Annotated in this window: 19 protein-coding genes; 9 read left to right on the top strand and 10 right to left on the bottom strand. The window is 51.2% G+C overall.

The genetic code is table 11. The features are described 5' to 3' along the window. Positions 1-96: 96 nt before the first annotated feature. Positions 97-1,404 carry a phenylacetate--CoA ligase family protein gene (locus KQI75_RS05800; RefSeq protein WP_216469778.1) on the top strand — a complete coding sequence of 436 codons (1,308 nt, stop codon included), beginning with the start codon at positions 97-99 and terminating at the stop codon, positions 1,402-1,404. A gap of 59 nt (positions 1,405-1,463) precedes the next feature. Here the strand turns inward: KQI75_RS05800 and KQI75_RS05795 are convergent, their stop codons facing one another. The 4 genes from KQI75_RS05795 to KQI75_RS05780 form a co-directional block, all read right to left on the bottom strand. Further along, complete coding sequence (locus KQI75_RS05795) at positions 1,464-2,312, bottom strand: amidohydrolase family protein (RefSeq protein ID WP_216469777.1); 849 nt, start codon at positions 2,310-2,312, stop codon at positions 1,464-1,466. Beyond that, complete coding sequence (locus KQI75_RS05790; protein ID WP_246566408.1) at positions 2,309-2,995, bottom strand: YczE/YyaS/YitT family protein; 687 nt, start codon at positions 2,993-2,995, stop codon at positions 2,309-2,311. Before KQI75_RS05790 ends, KQI75_RS05795 begins: the two co-directional genes overlap by 4 nt. A gap of 187 nt (positions 2,996-3,182) precedes the next feature. After that, positions 3,183-4,715: a sodium:solute symporter family protein gene (locus KQI75_RS05785; RefSeq protein WP_216469776.1), complete on the bottom strand. Its 1,533-nt coding sequence runs from the start codon at positions 4,713-4,715 to the stop codon at positions 3,183-3,185. 115 nt (positions 4,716-4,830) lie between these two features. Continuing rightward, entirely contained in the window at positions 4,831-5,679 is an 849-nt protein-coding gene (locus KQI75_RS05780) for an AraC family transcriptional regulator (RefSeq protein WP_216469775.1), read from the bottom strand. Between the two features lie 191 nt (positions 5,680-5,870). Between KQI75_RS05780 and KQI75_RS05775 the strand changes: the two genes are divergently transcribed. Both KQI75_RS05775 and iolE read left to right on the top strand, forming a co-directional pair. Next, the gene (locus KQI75_RS05775) at positions 5,871-6,998 is read left to right on the top strand and encodes a Gfo/Idh/MocA family protein (protein ID WP_216469774.1); all 1,128 of its coding nucleotides are present in this window, start codon (positions 5,871-5,873) and stop codon (positions 6,996-6,998) included. 12 nt (positions 6,999-7,010) lie between these two features. Continuing rightward, positions 7,011-7,901 (top strand): myo-inosose-2 dehydratase, encoded by an 891-nt coding sequence (gene iolE, locus KQI75_RS05770; RefSeq protein WP_216469773.1) that lies wholly within the window; start codon positions 7,011-7,013, stop codon positions 7,899-7,901. 51 nt (positions 7,902-7,952) lie between these two features. Here iolE and KQI75_RS05765 read toward each other — a convergent pair whose 3' ends face one another. Together KQI75_RS05765 and trkA are read right to left on the bottom strand one after the other, a co-directional pair. Continuing rightward, positions 7,953-9,455, bottom strand: coding sequence for a TrkH family potassium uptake protein (locus KQI75_RS05765; protein WP_216469772.1), 1,503 nt, complete (start codon positions 9,453-9,455; stop codon positions 7,953-7,955). A 9-nt stretch (positions 9,456-9,464) separates the two neighbouring features. After that, positions 9,465-10,856, bottom strand: coding sequence for a Trk system potassium transporter TrkA (gene trkA, locus KQI75_RS05760; protein WP_216469771.1), 1,392 nt, complete (start codon positions 10,854-10,856; stop codon positions 9,465-9,467). A 213-nt stretch (positions 10,857-11,069) separates the two neighbouring features. Between trkA and KQI75_RS05755 the strand changes: the two genes are divergently transcribed. Further along, positions 11,070-12,221: an S-layer homology domain-containing protein gene (locus KQI75_RS05755; protein ID WP_216469770.1), complete on the top strand. Its 1,152-nt coding sequence runs from the start codon at positions 11,070-11,072 to the stop codon at positions 12,219-12,221. A gap of 55 nt (positions 12,222-12,276) precedes the next feature. Here the strand turns inward: KQI75_RS05755 and KQI75_RS05750 are convergent, their stop codons facing one another. Next, positions 12,277-12,621, bottom strand: a complete 345-nt coding sequence (locus KQI75_RS05750) for an RNA polymerase factor sigma-54 (RefSeq protein WP_216469769.1) — start codon at positions 12,619-12,621, stop codon at positions 12,277-12,279. Positions 12,622-12,635: 14 nt separating this feature from the next. Here KQI75_RS05750 and KQI75_RS05745 point away from each other — a divergent pair, with 14 nt between their 5' ends. Further along, positions 12,636-13,868: a sigma-54 interaction domain-containing protein gene (locus KQI75_RS05745; protein ID WP_216469768.1), complete on the top strand. Its 1,233-nt coding sequence runs from the start codon at positions 12,636-12,638 to the stop codon at positions 13,866-13,868. A 43-nt stretch (positions 13,869-13,911) separates the two neighbouring features. Here KQI75_RS05745 and KQI75_RS05740 read toward each other — a convergent pair whose 3' ends face one another. After that, the gene (locus KQI75_RS05740; protein ID WP_216469767.1) at positions 13,912-14,538 is read right to left on the bottom strand and encodes a lactate utilization protein; all 627 of its coding nucleotides are present in this window, start codon (positions 14,536-14,538) and stop codon (positions 13,912-13,914) included. Between the two features lie 137 nt (positions 14,539-14,675). Continuing rightward, complete coding sequence (locus KQI75_RS05735) at positions 14,676-15,245, bottom strand: hypothetical protein (RefSeq protein ID WP_216469766.1); 570 nt, start codon at positions 15,243-15,245, stop codon at positions 14,676-14,678. Positions 15,246-15,268: 23 nt separating this feature from the next. Here KQI75_RS05735 and KQI75_RS05730 point away from each other — a divergent pair, with 23 nt between their 5' ends. Next, positions 15,269-15,607 (top strand): tetratricopeptide repeat protein, encoded by a 339-nt coding sequence (locus KQI75_RS05730; RefSeq protein ID WP_216469765.1) that lies wholly within the window; start codon positions 15,269-15,271, stop codon positions 15,605-15,607. A gap of 245 nt (positions 15,608-15,852) precedes the next feature. Next, positions 15,853-16,101, top strand: coding sequence for a sporulation transcriptional regulator SpoIIID (locus KQI75_RS05725; RefSeq protein ID WP_216469764.1), 249 nt, complete (start codon positions 15,853-15,855; stop codon positions 16,099-16,101). Positions 16,102-16,162: 61 nt separating this feature from the next. On the opposite strand, the gene KQI75_RS05720 is transcribed toward KQI75_RS05725, so the two are convergent. Further along, positions 16,163-16,408 carry an AbrB/MazE/SpoVT family DNA-binding domain-containing protein gene (locus KQI75_RS05720; RefSeq protein ID WP_216469763.1) on the bottom strand — a complete coding sequence of 82 codons (246 nt, stop codon included), beginning with the start codon at positions 16,406-16,408 and terminating at the stop codon, positions 16,163-16,165. Between the two features lie 95 nt (positions 16,409-16,503). Between KQI75_RS05720 and KQI75_RS05715 the strand changes: the two genes are divergently transcribed. Together KQI75_RS05715 and KQI75_RS05710 are read left to right on the top strand one after the other, a co-directional pair. Beyond that, on the top strand, positions 16,504-17,094 hold the full coding sequence (locus KQI75_RS05715) for a spore maturation protein A (RefSeq protein WP_216469762.1): 591 nt from the start codon (positions 16,504-16,506) through the stop codon (positions 17,092-17,094). After that, positions 17,091-17,600 carry a nucleoside recognition domain-containing protein gene (locus KQI75_RS05710; RefSeq protein WP_216469761.1) on the top strand — a complete coding sequence of 170 codons (510 nt, stop codon included), beginning with the start codon at positions 17,091-17,093 and terminating at the stop codon, positions 17,598-17,600. Before KQI75_RS05715 ends, KQI75_RS05710 begins: the two co-directional genes overlap by 4 nt. Positions 17,601-17,671: the final 71 nt, after the last annotated feature.

Here is a 17,671-nt window from a genome sequence, read left to right as displayed (position 1 = left end):
AATCAGAACGAAGTCGCCATTTTCTCGCCTTTTTGGAAGGAGTGCAGGAATGGGGAAGGGCTGGTTTCATGTAAAAACAAGGAGTTTAATGGGAAGATGAGCAAGTATTACCAGCCGGAAATTGAGACGATGCCGGTTGACCAGCTGCAGGCACTGCAAAGTGAGCGTTTGGTTGCACAGGTCAAGCATGTATATGATAACGTAGAATTTTATCGCAACAAGATGGACGAAGCGGGCGTTAAGCCGGAAGATATTCACGGCATTGAAGATCTGCATCTGCTGCCGTTTATCACAAAGGACGATCTGAAGGATCAGTATCCGTATGGTCTGCTGGCAAAGCCGCTCAAGGACTGCGTGCGGATGCACTCCACCAGCGGCACGACTGGTCGACGCGTGGTTGCGTTCTACACCCAGCATGATATTGATTTGTGGGAAGAGTGCTGTGCGCGCGCGATTGTAGCAGCAGGCGGCACGAATGAGGATGTCTGCCACGTTGCATACGGCTATGGTCTGTTTACCGGCGGTGCTGGTGTACATGGCGGTGCTCATAAAGTTGGCTGCCTGACTCTGCCGATGTCGTCCGGCAATACCGAACGTCAGCTGCAGTTTATGATGGATCTCGGTTCCACCATTCTGTGCTGCACACCGTCGTATGCCGCATATCTGGGTGAGAGCGTCAGTGAGCGCGGATTGCGTGATAAGCTCAAGCTCAAGGCCGGCATCTTCGGCGCAGAGGCATGGACGGAAGAAATGCGTCACAACATTGAAGAAACGCTTGGCATCAAGGCGTATGATATCTATGGTCTGACCGAAATTTCCGGTCCGGGTGTCTCCTTCGAGTGCGAGGAACAGAACGGCATGCATATCAATGAAGATCACTTCATTGCAGAGGTCATTGACCCGAACACCGGTGAGGTTCTGCCGGAGGGCGAGCGCGGTGAGCTGGTATTCACCTGTCTGACCAAGGAAGCATTCCCGATGATTCGCTATCGCACCCGCGATATTTGCATTCTGTCGCGCAAAAAGTGCTCGTGCGGACGCACACATATTCGAATGACCAAGCCGCTCGGCCGCAGCGATGACATGATGGTTGTCAAGGGCGTCAACGTATTCCCGTCCCAGATTGAGACAGTTCTGCTCAACGAAGGCTATCCGGCAAACTATGAGCTGATCGTAGACCGTGTGAACAACAGCGATACGATTGAGGTCAATGTCGAAATGTCGTTGGATATGTTCAATGACCTGAAGGTTTCCGACGCAGAGCGTGAAAAGAAGCTGGTTGCAGCGCTCAAGGTTATGCTCGGCATCAAGGTAGATGTCAAGCTGCTGCCGCCGAAGTCGATTGCACGCAGCGAAGGCAAAGCTGTTCGCATCATCGACAAGAGAAATCTGTTTAAAAACTGATAGCTATACATAACAAAATCCCGTCTTTCGCGTGAAAGACGGGATTTTTGTATCGGAAATTATAGCTTCAGCAGCTTTTGTGCATTGTTCCCCAGAATGTCCGCCAGCTCCTGCTCCGTAAATTCGCAATCTCGCAGAAATGCCAAAGATTCCGATTGACTGCTCCACGGGCAGTCTGTGGCAAACAGCAATTTGTCGGTTCCCAGCGTGTGTGCAAGAAAGGCAAACTGCTGCTTGTTCATGTTGTGCGATTCTTCTTCTGCGCGTATGGTGTTCGGTGCAGGGAGAATATCACCCATCGAAAACGCGGTGTCAAAATACACCGGCAAATCGGCGAGATTGTTGGCGACATCGCGCCAGCCCTGCCAGCCGCCCATGTGGGCGAGAACCAGCTTGTCCGGACCGACCTCCTGCATGACATGGCGAATATGTGCTGTCGAACAGTAGTTGTGTTCCGGAATGCCGATGTCCATGCCTGCGTGTGTCAAAACAATCAATCCCAGCTCTGCTGCCTTGTCTATGATGCGCATGTACCGAATGTCGTCAAAGTCATAGCCCTGATATGCCGGATGCAGCTTGATGCCCTTGATGCCCATGTCTGCAATATGCCGCAGTTCCTCTTTGTAGTTGGTGTATTCCGGATGCATGCCGCCGAACGACAGCAAACCGGTTTCCTCCCAATGTTCATTGGTGCGGGCGGCAATTTCATTGAGCTTGGGTACCTGATGCGTGTTGGTCATAACCGGCAGCAAAATCGACAGGTCAATGCCGGCGTTGTCCATGGAGCGGCGCAGACCGTCGTTGGTCGCGTCGGTAAATGCCATGGAACGCGATTTGCTCTGTAAATGCGCGATGACGGAATGTGCAATTTTGGCAGGAAATGTATGGGTGTGAAAATCAATAATCATGCGGAAATCTCCTCTTTCTGTGCGCGATGGCAGCCGATAAAGCGCTCCAGCGGCTGACGCAGACGCGGTGTAAAGAATTTGATGACCATGCCGGTGCACAGCGCGGCAATCAGTGTGCCCTCGCGGGTGCCCTGAATGGTAAAGTCAAAGAAAAGTAAAGACAGAACCAGTGCGATGCCTACGCAGCTGACGTCAAAGCAGATTTTCAGTGTGCCGAAATCCTTGCGCGTGGTGTCGGAAACCGCCTTGACAAATGCCTCGCCCGAGTTCATGACGGCGTTGGCAATGACGCAGAAGGAAATGCCAAAACCCAGCATGATCGTGCCGCAGCAGATGTTGACCAGACGCAGCGGATACAGCTCCGGACAAGCCCAAGAGAATGCCCACATACCGAAATCTGTAAAATAACCAAAGAGGAAAGACAACGGAATCTGAAGCAGCTGAATCGGCTGGAATTTGCGGCGCAAAATCAAAATCTGACCGAGAATGAGCACGCAGTTCCAGATAATCAGCCAGTTGCCGAGCGACAGCGCCGGCAGACGCAAGCTCATGACATTGGCGACCGAAGAAATCGGGGAAACGCCCAATGCGCCCAGCTTGGTGATCGCAACGCCCTGCGCCGAGAAGAACAGGCCCAAGATACATAATGCATACCGTTTCAGTGTTTCTGATGAAATTGGCATGGAATAAGACCTCCTACTATATGATGTGTTTAACATGTCTAGTATAACATGATTGCCCGCCTCCTGTTAGATACAAACATCAACAAAAATGCGGCGGCGCAGAGGAAAATTTTGCGTGCATATTTATGCGGCAAAGAAAAACCAAGCCGCACGCATGGAGGCGCACGGCTTGGCAAAATGTCATAGATTATTTTCCCAGAGCGGTTTTCTGCGGAACGGTGGTCTCCTTGTCGTAGCAGGAGAACGCATCGTCTACAATTTCTTTGTTCGGTGCCGGAGAAATCAGGCTGATGACCGGAACCAGAATTAAGCCGACAATCATAGCGACAGCGCCGCAGTTAATCGGGGACTGCAGCAGCGTCGGGAAGCTGGTGCGGAACAGCATGTTCGCAATCATCAGACCGCAGCCGAAGATGAAGCATACCCAGCACGCCAGACGGCTGGTGCGCTTCCAGTACAGACCGTACAGGAACGGCGCGAGGAATGCGCCTGCGAGTGCGCCCCACGAGATGCCCATCAGCTGAGCGATAAAGGTCACGTTGCTCTTGTACTGGACAATCGCAATCACCGCAGAGATGGCGATGAATACAAAGATAAATACGCGAATGGTGATAAGCAGCTTGCGCTGGCTCATGTTCTTCATGAATGTGCCGCCGAGGAAATCAATCGTCAGCGTCGAGCTGGACGCGATAACCAGAGAGGACAGCGTGGACATGGACGCGGACAGCACCAAGATGACAACCAGTGCAATGAGAATCGGTGTCAGATTGGAGAGCATGGTCGGAATGATGGAATCAAAGCCGTCCGCCTCGATGTTGACCTGATCCGAGAACAGACGACCGAAGCCGCCCAAGAAGTAGCAGCCGCCGGATACAACCAGCGCGAACAGCGTGGAAATGACAGAACCCTTGTGAATCGAGGATTCGTCCTTGATGGCGTAGAACTTCTGTACCATCTGCGGCAGACCCCATGTGCCAAGGCTGGTCAGGATGACAACGCCGAGCAGGTTGAGCGGGTCGGGACCAAAGAACGAAGCAAAGACGCCCGGCTGCGCAGAGGCTGCCGGATCGGAAACCTGTGCCAGACCGTTGACCGCTTCCATAAAGCCGCCCTTGCTCATCAGCACAGCGGCAATGATAATCACAATGCCAAACAGCATGATGATGCCTTGAATAAAGTCATTGATGGCGGTTGCCATGTAGCCGCCTGCGATGACGTAAATCGCGGTCAAAATCGCCATGAGAACGATACAGACGGTGTAGTCAATGTTGAATGCCATGCCGAACAGGCGGGATAAGCCGTTGTACAGCGAAGCGGTGTACGGAATCAAGAACACGAAAATAATGGCGGAAGAGCCAATCTTGAGTGCCTTGCTGTCGAAGCGGGAGCCGAAGAAGGCGGGCATTGTTGCGGAGTCCAAGTGCTGCGTCATGATGCGCGTGCGGCGTCCGAGAACGACCCAAGCGAGCAGCGAACCGACCAGCGCGTTGCCGATGCCAATCCACGTGGAAGCGATGCCGTATTTCCAGCCGAACTGACCGGCGTAGCCGACAAAGATGACGGCAGAGAAGTACGACGTACCGTAAGCGAATGCGGTCAGCCATGGGCCGACCGAGCGGCCGCCGAGGACGAAGCCGTTGACATCGGTGGCGTGTCGGCGGCAGTACAAGCCGATGCCAATGAGCACGGCGAAGTACACGAGTAAAACAATCAGTTTCATACGTAAACCTTCCTTTGAAAAACGTAGCGCAGACACTTTGATGCTTTTAATAAATAAAGTATCTGCATGATGAATACTTTATCACATAAAAGCGATAAAGTCAAGAGAAACGCGGTTATTTCCAAAGAATTCGAAATTGCAGCGGGGTCAGTCCGGTGTTCTTTCGAAATGCCATAATAAAATGGGATGTGCTGCAAAATCCGCAGTCCTCTGCGATTTGTTCGATGCTGTGCGCAGTTACGGTGAGCTGCTCTTTTGCGGCGCGCAGGCGAACCGATTGTAAATATTGATGCGGGGTGACGCCGTGATATTCTTTGAACTTGCGAAGATAATAGCAGGTGCTCAGCGCGGCGCGGGCGGCAAGTGCGGGGATTTTTGCCTCTTTTTCGGCATAATGCGCTTCTATATACTGGGCGGAGTCGATCATCGACTGTTCCACGGCATCCGGCTTGGTCTCTACGGCGAGCGATGCGAGACCGGCGAGCAGCTGCTCTACATGCGCAGAGATGACATAGGCATTTGCATCCTGTTTGGCATCCGTGATAATCTGCGCGAAAAACCGTTCGATGTCGGCGTTCTTTGCGGTTTGGATGACAAATCCATGCGATTGAATAATGTGGGCAATGTAGGCAAAGCTGGAAGCGCCGACGATGTGAAACCAGCGGAAACGGATTTCCGGAGAGACGGCAAAATATTCATGCGGTTCTCGGCAGTCGAGCAAAATCAGCATGCCGGGAGATGCAGTAATTTCCTGCTCGTGGTAACGCACAGTCAATGTGCCTTGATCCATAAAAATCGCTTGGCAAATGTCTAGGCAGGTTTCTCCTGCGCGGGAAAAATTGTATTGAGAGTCACAGTGATAGACGCCGACGTGCGGCGTGTGATATAGTGCCTGCTCTGTGAATGCATCCGGCTCGTGAAAAAAACGGACAGAATCCGGAAGAATTCCCGCATCTATGCGCATACGGCATCAGCTCCTAAAAAAGTATAATTTTTTGATATTTTTTATCAAGAAAATGCAGTGCAGTTGCTTTACAAATAGTATATCATAGCATTACAGGGTTGTGAATGAAAAAACACAACAATTTACGCGATTTTTATCGCGGAAAAATAGTAAGTATAAAAATTTTTTGATATGAAATGGAGCGAGACAACATGAACGAGATTCGCATTGGTTTGATTGGCGGCGGCTGGATGGGCAAAGCGCACACCACAGCGTTTCACAATGCAAAGATGATTTTCGGAGATGACATGCCGGTGTTCGAAATCGTCAGCGATGTGACAGAAGATGCAGCGAAAGCATTTGCTGAGCAGATGGGCTACGCGAGATATACAGCGGATTGGCACGACGTTGTGTCGGATCCGGCTGTCGATTTGGTGGACGTTGCGACGCCGAATTGTATGCACTATGAGATGGCAAAGGCGGCACTGGAGCATGGCAAGCATGTGTTCTGTGAAAAGCCGCTGAGCCTGTCCGCACAGCAGTCCAGAGAGCTGGCGCAGCTGGCAAAGGAAAAAGGCGTTGTCAATTACTGTGGATTTTCCAATATTATGAATCCGGCAAACCAGTATGTGGCAGAACTTGTAAAATCCGGCAGACTGGGCAAGATTATGCGCGTCCATGCGACATATGATCAGGATATGCTGCTCGATCCGAAGATTCCGCTGGCATGGAGACACATCAATAAGCTGGCGGGTTCCGGCGCGCTGGGCGATCTGTGCAGCCATCTGCTTTCTGTTTCGCAGATGATTCTGGGCGATATGGAAGCCGTTACAGCGGTGCAGTCCATTGTCATTCCAGAGCGTCCGGTAAAAGCTGGCTCGTCTGAGATGGGAACGGTAGAAAATGACGATGTGATTTCCTTCCTTGTGAAGTATAAGAACGGTGCCATTGGTGACTTCTCGTCCTCCCGTGTGGCAACCGGACGCAAGAATTATTTCTATTATGAGATTCAAGGCACGGAAGGCTCGGTTGTCTACGACTTGGAGCGCATGTGCGAGGTACAGGTATATTTCAAGTCGGATGCAGATGTTGACCGCGGACGCGATTGCGGTTTCCGCACGGTACTGCTCAATCCGGAACACAAGGGCTTTAAATGGTTCCAGCCGGCTGGCGGCATTGCCATTGCATTTGACGATATGAAAACCTTGCAGGCGCACACGCTGATGCAGGCGCTGCACGGCGGAGAATATATTTGTAATTTTGCCATGGGCGCAAAGGTTGACGGTGTGATTGATGCCGTGCTCAAGTCGGTCAAGAGCGGTCAGTGGGAACAGTGCTGAGAGGAGATAAACATGTTTAACAATGTAAAATTGGGTATTGCACCGATTGGTTGGACGAATGATGATATGCCGCAGCTGGGCGGAGAGCTGACCTTTGAACAGATGATTTCCGAAGCGGCTCTCGCGGGCTTTCAGGGCACAGAAGTCGGCGGAAAGTTTCCGACAGATCCGGCGGTCTTGAATCACGCCTTGGATTTGCGCGGCATCAAGATTGCCTCGCAGTGGTTTTCCAGCTTTTTGTGCTCCAAGCCGTATGAAGAAAATGAAGCGGAATTTATCAAGACCTTGGATTTTCTGGAAGCAGTCGGTGCTTCGCGCGTCAATGTCTGCGAGCTGACCCGCTGCCTGTTTGCAGAGACTTGCTCCATGTTTGGCGATAATAAGCCGGTTGCCACAGAAGAGGAATGGGAAAAGCTGTGCAATGGCCTCAATAAGCTGGGAAAGATTGCAGCAGACCGCGGCTTTAAGCTGTGCTATCACCATCACATGGCGACGGTCGTGCAGACAATCGAGGAGACCAAGCGTCTGATGGATAATACCGATCCGCGCTACGTCTATCTGTGCTTTGACACCGGACATTTTACGTTTTCCGGTGAAGATGCCGTACAGGCAGCAAAGCTGTTCGGTTCGCGCATCGGTCATGTGCATTTGAAGGATATTCGGCCGGAAAAGATGAAGCAGGCATATGCGGAAGGTTTTGCGTTCCGTCAGGCTGTGCTGGAGGGATGCTTTACGATTCCGGGAGATGGCTGTGTCGATTATCCGAATGTGTTCCAAGCCCTGCGCGATGCACACTATGAGGGATGGTTTGTTGTGGAAGCGGAACAGGATCCGGCAAAGGCAAACCCGTTCGAGTATGCGCTGAAGGCACGCGACTACATCAGACAGACCGCTGGTTTGTAAGAAATAGAAATACATAGAGCAAAAGCCCCGCGATGCGGGGCTTTTGTTGTATCATCTTTGCTTTCGCTCTTTTCTGCGTTCGCGGGCGGCTCTGCGCTCCTGCGCTTTGTGGGCGAACAGCTCGCGCCAGATCGTCGGGTGGAACAGAATGAGCAGCGGGAACAGCTCCAGTCTGCCCGCAAGCATGTCGAACATCAGCACGTATTTGGAAATCGGGCTGAAGAAATTGAAGTTTGCCGCAGGTCCTACCAAAGAAAGACCGGGGCCGATGTTGTTGATGGTTGCGGCAACCGCCGTGAAATTGGTGACCAAATCATGCCCTTCAAAGGAAAGGGCGAATACCGAAGCCGTAAAGATAACAACAAACGTCATGACGTACACGTTGGTCGCGCGGACAACTTCATGCTCGATCGGCTTGCCGTCCATCTTGACCTTGGTGATGATTTTCGGATGGATATACGAGCGCAGCTCTTTGACAACGGTTTTGCCCGCGATGAGAAGACGAGAAACCTTGATGCCGCCGCCGGTACTGCCTGCGCAGGCACCGCAGAACATCAGCATGACAAGAATTGCCTGACTTGCCTTTGGCCACAAGTCGAAATTCGCCGTGGCGAAGCCGGTTGTCGTGATAATTGAGCCGACCTGAAAGGCTGCCTGTGTCAATGCGTCAAAGACGCCGGTGCACATGCTGCGGATATTATATGTGATAAAGGCAACCGATGCAATAATAATGACGAAATAGGCGCGCACTTCTTCCATGCCAAATGCCTTGCGGAATTGGTGGAACAAAATAAAATAATATGCATTGAAATTGACACCGAATAAAATCATGAAGATGGTGACAATCCATTGCAGGTGGACGGCATAACCGGCAAAGCTGTCCGCTTTGATGCCGAAACCGCCGGTGCCGGCCGTGCCGAAGCTGGTGGTCACGCTGTCAAACAGCGGCATGCCGCCGAGAATCAGCAGCACAATCTCCAACAGAGTCAATCCAAAATAAATGCCGTACAAAATACGGGCAGAGGATACCATTTTCGGTACCAGCTTGCCAACGGAAGGTCCCGGGCTTTCTGCACGCATCAGATTGATGTTGGAGCCGCCGCTCATCGGGACAATCGCAAGCAGGAAAACCAGCACACCCATGCCGCCAATCCAGTGCGTGAAGCTGCGCCACAGCAGCGCACAGTGCGACAGGGCTTCTACATCCTCTAAAATGCTGGCGCCGGTTGTTGTAAAGCCGGAGATTGTCTCAAACAGCGCATTGGTAAATGAAGGAATTTCTCTGCTGAATACAAACGGCAGACAGCCAAACACACTGAGAAATATCCAGCTCAGCGCTGTGGCAACACAGCCCTCTTTGAGATAAAAGACGTTGTTTTTCGGTTTGCGCAGCGTCATCAAAAAGCCGAGCACAATACAAATGGCTGCGGTGAGCAGATAATACACACCTTGTATTTCCTGATAATAAACCGCAGTCAAACAGGGAAGCAGCAGAAGAATGGCTTCAATCTTGAGCACATGACCCAAGATATAACGAATCATAGAAGTATTCATGCTGCGCCGTCACCTCAAAATATCGCGGATGTCCATCAGCTCTTGATGCGTTGTGACAACCATGACGGTGTCACCGACATGAATACAGTCGTTGCCGCTTGGAATGATGATGCGTCCGTTCCGATTGATAAATGCCACGAGCAAGCTCTTGCGAATCGGGAGCTTGCGCAGCGGAACACCGATGACAGCGGATTCTTTCTCGACACGGAATTCAACGGCTTCTACGCGGGAATCAAACAAATGATACAGCGTTTCGATGTTGTTGCTGTCCTTTGAGTTGGTTTTCGCGCGCACATAAGCGATAATTGCCTCGGAAGTGATCAGGCGCGGATAAATGACGCTGCCCAAATCCAGCTGGCTGATGACGTCGTGGAAGGAAATGCGGTTGAGCTTGGTGATAACCTTTGCGTTGGACACCTGACGCGCGTGTAATGTCAGCAAAACATTTTCTTCGTCAATGCCGGTGAGCGCAACGACCGATTCGGCGTACTCGATGCCTTCTTCTTTTAGCAGTTCTTCGTCTGTGCCGTCGCCGTTGATGACGATGGCATTGGGCAACAGCGTACTCAGCTCCTCACAGCGCGCACGATTGATTTCAATAATTTTGACCGAAATGCCCATTTGAATCAGCTGATTGCCGAGGTAGTATGCGCCCTTGCCGCCACCGATAATCATGGTGTTGCTGACGCGCTTGGTTTTGACGCCGATGCATTCCAAGAAGGAACGCGTCATGCGGCGCGGACAAACAAACGAGATGATATCGCCCTTGGCGAGCTGGAAATCGCCGCCCGGAATGTGAAGCTCGGCGCCGCGCTGTACCACACAAATCAGTACGGCGTTGGTGATATGACGGCCCAGATGTGCAACGGTCATGCCGTCCAGAAGATTTCCCTCCGGAATTTTAAATTTAATCATTTCTACCTGACCATGTGCAAAGGAATTGACCTCCAATGCCGTTGGCAGATACAGAATGCGGGCAGCCTCACGGGCAGCCTCCAATTCCGGATTGATAATCATAGCAAGACCCAAGCGGTCACGCAGGTAGCCGACTTCCTTGCTGTAATCCGGCGTGCGCACGCGGGCAATGGCGGAGCAGTCACCCACACGCTTGGCAATGGTGCAGCACAAGAGATTCAGCTCATCCGAAGCCGTGACGGCGATGAATAAATCGGCACTGCTGATGCCGGCCTCGATTTGTACGCTGTAGCTTGCGCCGTTTCCGATGATACCCATGATATCATACAGGTTGGTCAGTTCTTGTACGGTGGAAGGGTCTTTGTCAACAATTGTGATTTTATGACCTTCCTTGCACAACTGCTGCACGAGAGTTGTTCCGACCTTGCCGCAGCCGACAATGATGATGTTAAGCCCGTGTCTGGCAAGACTATTTTTCTTTAACATACAATGATACTCCTCTGATGATGAATCAATACATCTGTCTATACTATACCATGTTTCTGTAAAAAAAACAGCTTCTATTGGAAAAATAGCGAAGGATTAACTTGTGAGATGATATAGAATCCCGTATAATAAAGGTATCGTTTTACATAAGGGCAAAATAGAAAGTGGGTGTTTGCTATAAATAACTTTATAAGAAGAGGTGCAGCGGTTGCATTGTCTCTGAGTCTGCTCGCGGGCGGCGTACCGGAATTTGCACAGGGCGCGGAGCGGATAACGGGAAAAGCGGAAGAAGTCTTTGACGATGTGTGTGCACAGGACTGGTTCTGCCCGTATGTGCAGTACGTGTATGAAAATGGCATCATGCAGGGAACATCGGAGACAACGTTTTCGCCATATGCTACCATGACGCGCGGCATGGTGGCGCAGATTCTATACAATCAGGCAAAAGAGACGGACAATATAGGAGAAATGGGCAGTGAAACGCCGGTATTCTCCGATGTGCAGGCAGATCAGTGGTACTTTGAAGCGGTGCAGTGGGCATATGCAAACGGAAAGGCGAGCGGCGTTGGAAACGGAAGATTTGAGCCGGAACGACAGGTGACGCGGGAAGAGCTGGCGATGTTTTTGTATCGCGATGCCGGACAGCCGTATATCGGCGGCGAGCTGTACTTCTCCGACGCAAATCAAGTGGACGGCTGGGCAAAAAATGCGATTTTGTGGGCGGTACATCAAAAGATCATGAGCGGAACCGATAACAATCACATAAACCCGCTCGGCAGTGCCCTGCGGTCGGAAGCAGCAACGATGTTTCAGCGCTATTTGACGGTACCGACGATTGCATATTTGACCAGCGCAGAGGAATCTGAGGAAGAACGGGAAATCCGCATCTTCGGTCGTACCGTGGATAGCTGTCGTTATCCGAACAGCCAGACCGCAGAAGCGAACCAGACGTGGGTGCGTGTACCGGTCTGGAAATTAGATTCCAACGGCAGCAAGTACAGCAGTACGCTAGACGTACAAATACATAAAGAGCTGGCAGGAAGCATACAGCAGATCTTTCAAGAAATTTATGACAGCGGCGAGCAATTCCCGATTTATTCTGTCGGCGGATACAACTGGCGCGGAGATACTTCCTCGTCCGAGCATTGCTTAGGTACTGCACTGGACATCAATCCGAACGAAAACTACCAGTGCAAAAATGACGGCACGGCAATCGTCGGCAAATACTGGAAGCCGAACGAAGATCCGTATTCCATTCCGGCAGACGGCATTGTGGTAAAGACCTTTGAGAAATACGGATTCCGGTGGGGCGGCACGTTTAGAAATTCAAAGGATTATATGCATTTCTCATATTTTGGCACATGACGACAAGAAATAATACAAAGAAAGCGCAGACAAATCCTGTCTGCGCTTTTGCATGTTATGCGCGCTTGTGTGCGTTATTCATGGCGGTTCGATGCCCCGGACCGGAGAGGAAAAATGCCTTTTGTGCATGCAGAATGTACTGCATGACTTTTTGCATGGTGCTTTTTCTGTAAGAAATGAAATTTACGATTTCTTCCGCTTCTTTATAATTTTTTTGGATATATTCTTGGTCGGACTTATCCAGCGTGCCGGACTGGATAATTTGCTGATAAGTCGGGTCAATGATAATCTTTGGGAGATAATAATCGTTCATGATGATATGCAATTGCCCGTTTTCCTCCGTGATATAAAAATCCGGTAAAATATACGGCGTCTCGGAGCGCACGCCCAGCCCGTTCATGGGACGGGGATTTAATGTGCAAATCAATTCGCACGCGCAAGCCCAAACTCAATCACAGACAGTATTATACCACACGGTACGGAAAAGATGTGGACATTGTGTCCAATAATTATCCAATTGTTCAAAATGGACAGATTCTCGGTGGATTCAGCGTCATGGAGGATTGGAGCCGGATGGACAGCCTGCACAAGCAAATTTTAGAGTTGCAGGAAAAACTGCGCAATCACACGGCATCAGGAAAGAGCCACACGGCGAGCAAGCTGACAGCCAAGTATACGTTTGATGACATCGTGCATATCAGTGAACCGATGCGGCATGTTGTGTCGCGCTGCAGACAAGTGGCAAAATCCGATTCCTCTGTTATGATATATGGAGAAACCGGAACGGGAAAAGAACTGCTCGCGCAAAGCATTCACAATGCCAGCCGAAGAAAAGACGGCCCGTTTTTGGCGATCAACTGCGCGGCAATTCCGGAAAATCTGTTGGAGAGCTTGCTGTTCGGCACGGAAAAAGGTGCGTATACCGGAGCGGAACGCCGTCCGGGACTGTTTGAACAAGCGGACGGCGGCACGCTGCTGCTTGACGAAATCAATTCCATGAATCTGGGGCTGCAGGCAAAGCTGCTGCGCGTCTTGCAGGAAGGAACCGTGCGCCGTGTCGGCGGAGCGACGGAAATTTCCGTCGATGTCCGTGTGCTGTCCAACACCAATATTCCGCCATATCAGGCAATGGAAGAAAATAAGCTGCGCCGCGATTTGTTCTATCGGCTCGGCGTCGTGAATATTACCATTCCGCCGCTGCGCGAGAGAAAAGAGGACATTCCGCTGCTCGTTAAAACCTTTGTCATGCAGTGCAATCAAAAACTGGAGCGCAATATCCGCGATGCCGACCGCAATGTGCTGGATGCGTTTTATGCATATGACTGGCCGGGCAATGTGCGGGAATTGCAGCACGCAGTGGAACATGCGATGAATGTGGTGCCGGATGCATACTCCATGATTACAGCGGAATATATTCCGGAACACATCGGCGGTGCAGCGGGACAGACGGGAATATCAGCGCCGGATAAGCAAAGAGATTCGCTTGCCAGTACCATGAAAGACATGGAATACAATACCATTTGCCGTGTTCTCAAAGAGACCGGCGGAAATATTTCGGAATCGGCGCGCATCCTGCAAATGAGCCGACAAAAATTACAGTATCGCATCAAACGGCATCGGATTGATGTGCAGAAGCTGCGGGAATAAATACATTTGAAATCAGCCTCTCAAAAGTGAGAGGCTGATTTTTTTAGTAGCCGAGATCTTCTCCGATGAGAATCAGTTCGCAGCGCTCCTGCGAACGCATCGGGCCCTGATGAATGACAATGGCGCGGCAAATGCTGTTCGGTGCTGTGCAGTGATAGCATTTGTCTCCGCCAGCCTTGGTACAGGCTGGAACCGGATCATCGGCATTGACACAGACAGCGTCACCGTCCGTGTTGCCGAATAAACGCCATGCGTTTTTCGGCGCGGCGATGTTTTGGGCGCGCTCTATGGCAGAGGACAGATCCGGTGCGATTTTGTTGATGCCGCACACGAAAAATACCTGCTTCGGGCCGTATAGAGTTGCAGAGACACGGTTGCCTGCGCCGTCAATGTTGACCACTTCTCCGGTCTCGGAGATCGCATTGGCAGAGGTGATGTAAATTTCTGCGTCCTGTACGTAGCCATCGCCCTTCCAGTGCCAGTGCACATCCGCGTGCGGCTTTAAGATGTCGTACAGATTCATTTCATCCAGCGTCATAGAACCGCCGAAAGAGACGAATTTTCCGGCTGTCTGCTGTGCCAGATAGGCAGCGGCTTCGCTGCGCGTTTCAAAATACCGATAGGAAAAACCGTGCAGCGCAAAATTTTTTTGTAAGCGCATGAGATCCATATACGCAACTCCTTTCGAATCATCTGCCTGTATTGTACTGGAACAAACCATGAATTGCAAGCAGAGATACATTTGGGTGGGCTGTAAGAACAGCCCACCCAGACGTGATATTGAAGAAAGTTCTTTGAACGAATCGGTTAGTCGTCAGCCAATTCCTTGTAAGTTTCAAAGCGATGCTTTGCATCTGCCTCTGCCTTTTCGTACAGACCGTCCGCCTTTTCCGGGAAGGACAGCTTCAGGGAAGCGTAGCGGTTCTGACCCTTGATGAAGGTCTGGAACTCACCGTTCGGTTCCTTGGAGTAATCCAGCTGGAACGGGTTCTTGCCCTGCTCTGCCAGATCCGGATTGTAGCGGTACAGCTGCCAGTAGCCGGACTGTACGGCGTCCTTTTCTGCTTCCTGAGACAGACTCATGCCGCGCTTCTCGTACTGAGAAGTACCTGCCGGCCAAGTGCCGTCCTCCAGACCATATTTCATCATCTGACCAACCGTCAGCGCGTCACCCTGCTGGCGGTTCATCGGAGCTACGATTTCCTTGATAAATTCCGGTACATTGTCCTGCTTCGGGGCATCCTCTGCGGCAGCCCAAGCCTCCGGAATCTCAACAGCAATCAGCTCGTTGATGCCGTGGTCGATGGATGCGTTGTTCATGTCAACGACCTTCTGACCCTTCTTTTTGAAGTAGGATTTGTAAATCGCTTCCTTCATTGTTTCATCACGCAAGACAGCTGGTGGAGAAAGAGATTGGCACGGACAGCGTGCAGTATGCGACAGTGCTCAACAATATGGCGGGAACCTGCCGTTTGATGGGACATTTTGATGATGCGCTCCGGCTGTTTCACATGGCGGAACAGATCTATGCTCGTGCCGGAGAAGAACAGAGCTACGCTTATGCGAGCGTGCTCAATAGTATGTCGCTGGTCTATCGAGAGCTGGAGGACTTACAGCCAGCCATTGATTATTTGGAAAAAGCGCGGGAAATTTTTGCGCAGGCGCTCGGAGAGGACGATGCCCGCACGTGTGCCGTTGCGGATGATCTGCGCCGTCTGAAGGAAGGAGTCGGCGCATGAACGGGCTGGTGTCGCTTCAAGAAATTTTTGCCGATCCGCTCGGTATATTTATAAGCATTCGAGAGAAACGGCACAAAAACGGAGAAGCAAAGCACGCAGGTTCCATTTCGGAAACCTGCGTGCTTTTGCATCATATGGAAAAACAACAAAAACTGCACATGCTGATTTTTTCGAAAAAAATTACGTCTTTTTTCGCCGTCTGCCGCATAGACATAGAGCACAAAGCAATGTCAGGAGGGAACTCTGTGAAAGGACAGCCGGAAGAACGAGCCATCCAGCTGGCACAGTATCTGGTAGAAACGGGAGCGACTGTGCGGCAAACCGCTGCGAAATTCGGCGTGAGCAAGTCCACCGTGCACAAAGATATTACGGAGAGATTATATCATCTCAATCTGCCGCTGTATACGCAGGCGCATGAGGTGTTGATGAAAAACAAAGAGGAGAGACATATCCGCGGCGGCATGGCAACGAGAAAGAAATATCGCGGAGAATAACAAATACGGGAACTGGCAGCAGTTCCCGTATTATAATCAAGAGAAGATGAGATAAAATGGATTAGTCCTGTTCAAACAATTCGTGCATGCAGCTGCGGCAGATATTTTTGCCTTTGAATTGGACAATGTCCTTGGTGTTGCCGCAAAAGATGCAGTCCGGTTCATATTTTTTTAATACGATTTGCGGGCCGTCCACATAAATTTCCAGAGAATCCTTGACTGCAATGTTTAAGGTTCTTCGCAGTTCGATGGGAAGAACAATGCGGCCGAGCTCGTCAACTTTGCGGACAATTCCTGTTGATTTCATAATAGTAATATTCCTCCATAGAAAACACATAGTTTAAGTATAAATGATACGATAAGAAGAAAGCCGAACATCGGCGGTAGAAAGGCGTGAAACGCATGATGAATGGTTTATGGGCAGGCATGATAATCCTTGCCTGTGCAACTGCCTGCATAACGGGGAGAACAGCAGAGCTGTCCGCGGCCGTGACGCAAGGGACGGAGCAGGCCGTCACGCTTTGTCTGGCACTGGTCGGCGTCATGGGATTGTGGTCGGGAATTCTGGAACTGATGCAGAAATCCGGCATCTGCAAGGGGCTGACAGTCCTGCTGCGCCCGATTTTGTGCCCGCTGTTTCCGCGTGCCTCGCAGGACACAGAGACCATGGAAGGCATTGCGGCCAATGTCACGGCGAATCTGATGGGGCTGAGCAATGCGGCGACGCCGATTGGCCTGCGTGCCGGAAAGCGGTTGTATGGGCTGTACGGTGCGGCTGGAACGCCGGATGAAGTATTGACGTTTGTTGTGCTTAACACAACATCTATCCAACTCATACCGACAACGGTTGCCGCAGTGCGTGCGGCGCTGGGGGCAGCCCAGCCGTTTGATATCATGCCGGCGGTATGGGGCGCGTCGATTTGCTCGGTTGCTGTTGGCTTGGCAGCAGCGCGGCTGTTTGCCCGCCTGCAGGCGCATGGGGAAACCATATGACAGACCTGTTTCTCCCGCTGCTTCTGGCGTGTACGGCGGGATATGCCCTGTATCGGCGTGTAGACCTCTTTCCGACGCTGCTGTGCGGTGTAGAAAAGGGATTGCACACGGCGCTGCATATTTTGCCGACCATGATTGTCATTCTGACGGCAGTGCGCATGCTGCGCGTGTCGGGATTTGTCGACCTGATGGGACAGGCCTGTCGGCCGCTGCTGCAGCTGACAGGCATTCCGGAAGAATGCACGGCGCTGCTTTTGCTCAAGCCAATCAGCGGAAGCGGCGGGCTGGCGCTCGGACAGGACATTATGCGCACCTGCGGCGTAGACAGCGTGCAGGGAAGAACTGCCGCGGTGATGCTCGGCGCGTCAGAAACGAGTCTGTATACCATCAGTGTGTACTGCGGATACTTGGGATTGAAGAAAACGCGGTACGCCATTCCTGCGGCATTACTTGCAGATTTTGCCGCTTTTGTTTGCGCGGCGTGGTTTGTTCGTATATTGTATTAACTGGAGAAAATGGATGGAATCTCCAAGTATGTATTCTATTATGACGTAGATTTTCGTCTGTTTCAATATGA

The organism is Butyricicoccus intestinisimiae (assembly GCF_018918345.1).
Lineage (GTDB): Bacteria > Bacillota > Clostridia > Oscillospirales > Butyricicoccaceae > Butyricicoccus_A > Butyricicoccus_A intestinisimiae.
Note: the sequence above shows the minus strand (reverse complement) of the source record. Positions and strands in the feature narration are given on the sequence as shown.

Bases quoted from the DNA above. Each gene is read 5' to 3' on its own strand.
- KQI75_RS05745 (WP_216469768.1), top strand. From the start codon at position 12,636: ATGTGCAAATCAATTCGCACGCGCAAGCCCAAACTCAATCACAGACAG.
- KQI75_RS05750 (WP_216469769.1), bottom strand. From the start codon at position 12,621: ATGAACGGGCTGGGCGTGCGCTCCGAGACGCCGTATATTTTACCGGAT.
- KQI75_RS05720 (WP_216469763.1), bottom strand. From the start codon at position 16,408: ATGAAATCAACAGGAATTGTCCGCAAAGTTGACGAGCTCGGCCGCATT.
- KQI75_RS05780 (WP_216469775.1), bottom strand. From the start codon at position 5,679: ATGCGCATAGATGCGGGAATTCTTCCGGATTCTGTCCGTTTTTTTCAC.
- KQI75_RS05735 (WP_216469766.1), bottom strand. From the start codon at position 15,245: ATGAAGGAAGCGATTTACAAATCCTACTTCAAAAAGAAGGGTCAGAAG.
- KQI75_RS05785 (WP_216469776.1), bottom strand. From the start codon at position 4,715: ATGAAACTGATTGTTTTACTCGTGTACTTCGCCGTGCTCATTGGCATC.
- trkA (WP_216469771.1), bottom strand. From the start codon at position 10,856: ATGTTAAAGAAAAATAGTCTTGCCAGACACGGGCTTAACATCATCATT.
- KQI75_RS05740 (WP_216469767.1), bottom strand. From the start codon at position 14,538: ATGGATCTCATGCGCTTACAAAAAAATTTTGCGCTGCACGGTTTTTCC.
- KQI75_RS05790 (WP_246566408.1), bottom strand. From the start codon at position 2,995: ATGCCAATTTCATCAGAAACACTGAAACGGTATGCATTATGTATCTTG.
- iolE (WP_216469773.1), top strand. From the start codon at position 7,011: ATGTTTAACAATGTAAAATTGGGTATTGCACCGATTGGTTGGACGAAT.
- KQI75_RS05715 (WP_216469762.1), top strand. From the start codon at position 16,504: ATGATGAATGGTTTATGGGCAGGCATGATAATCCTTGCCTGTGCAACT.
- KQI75_RS05800 (WP_216469778.1), top strand. From the start codon at position 97: ATGAGCAAGTATTACCAGCCGGAAATTGAGACGATGCCGGTTGACCAG.
- KQI75_RS05795 (WP_216469777.1), bottom strand. From the start codon at position 2,312: ATGATTATTGATTTTCACACCCATACATTTCCTGCCAAAATTGCACAT.
- KQI75_RS05710 (WP_216469761.1), top strand. From the start codon at position 17,091: ATGACAGACCTGTTTCTCCCGCTGCTTCTGGCGTGTACGGCGGGATAT.
- KQI75_RS05765 (WP_216469772.1), bottom strand. From the start codon at position 9,455: ATGAATACTTCTATGATTCGTTATATCTTGGGTCATGTGCTCAAGATT.
- KQI75_RS05775 (WP_216469774.1), top strand. From the start codon at position 5,871: ATGAACGAGATTCGCATTGGTTTGATTGGCGGCGGCTGGATGGGCAAA.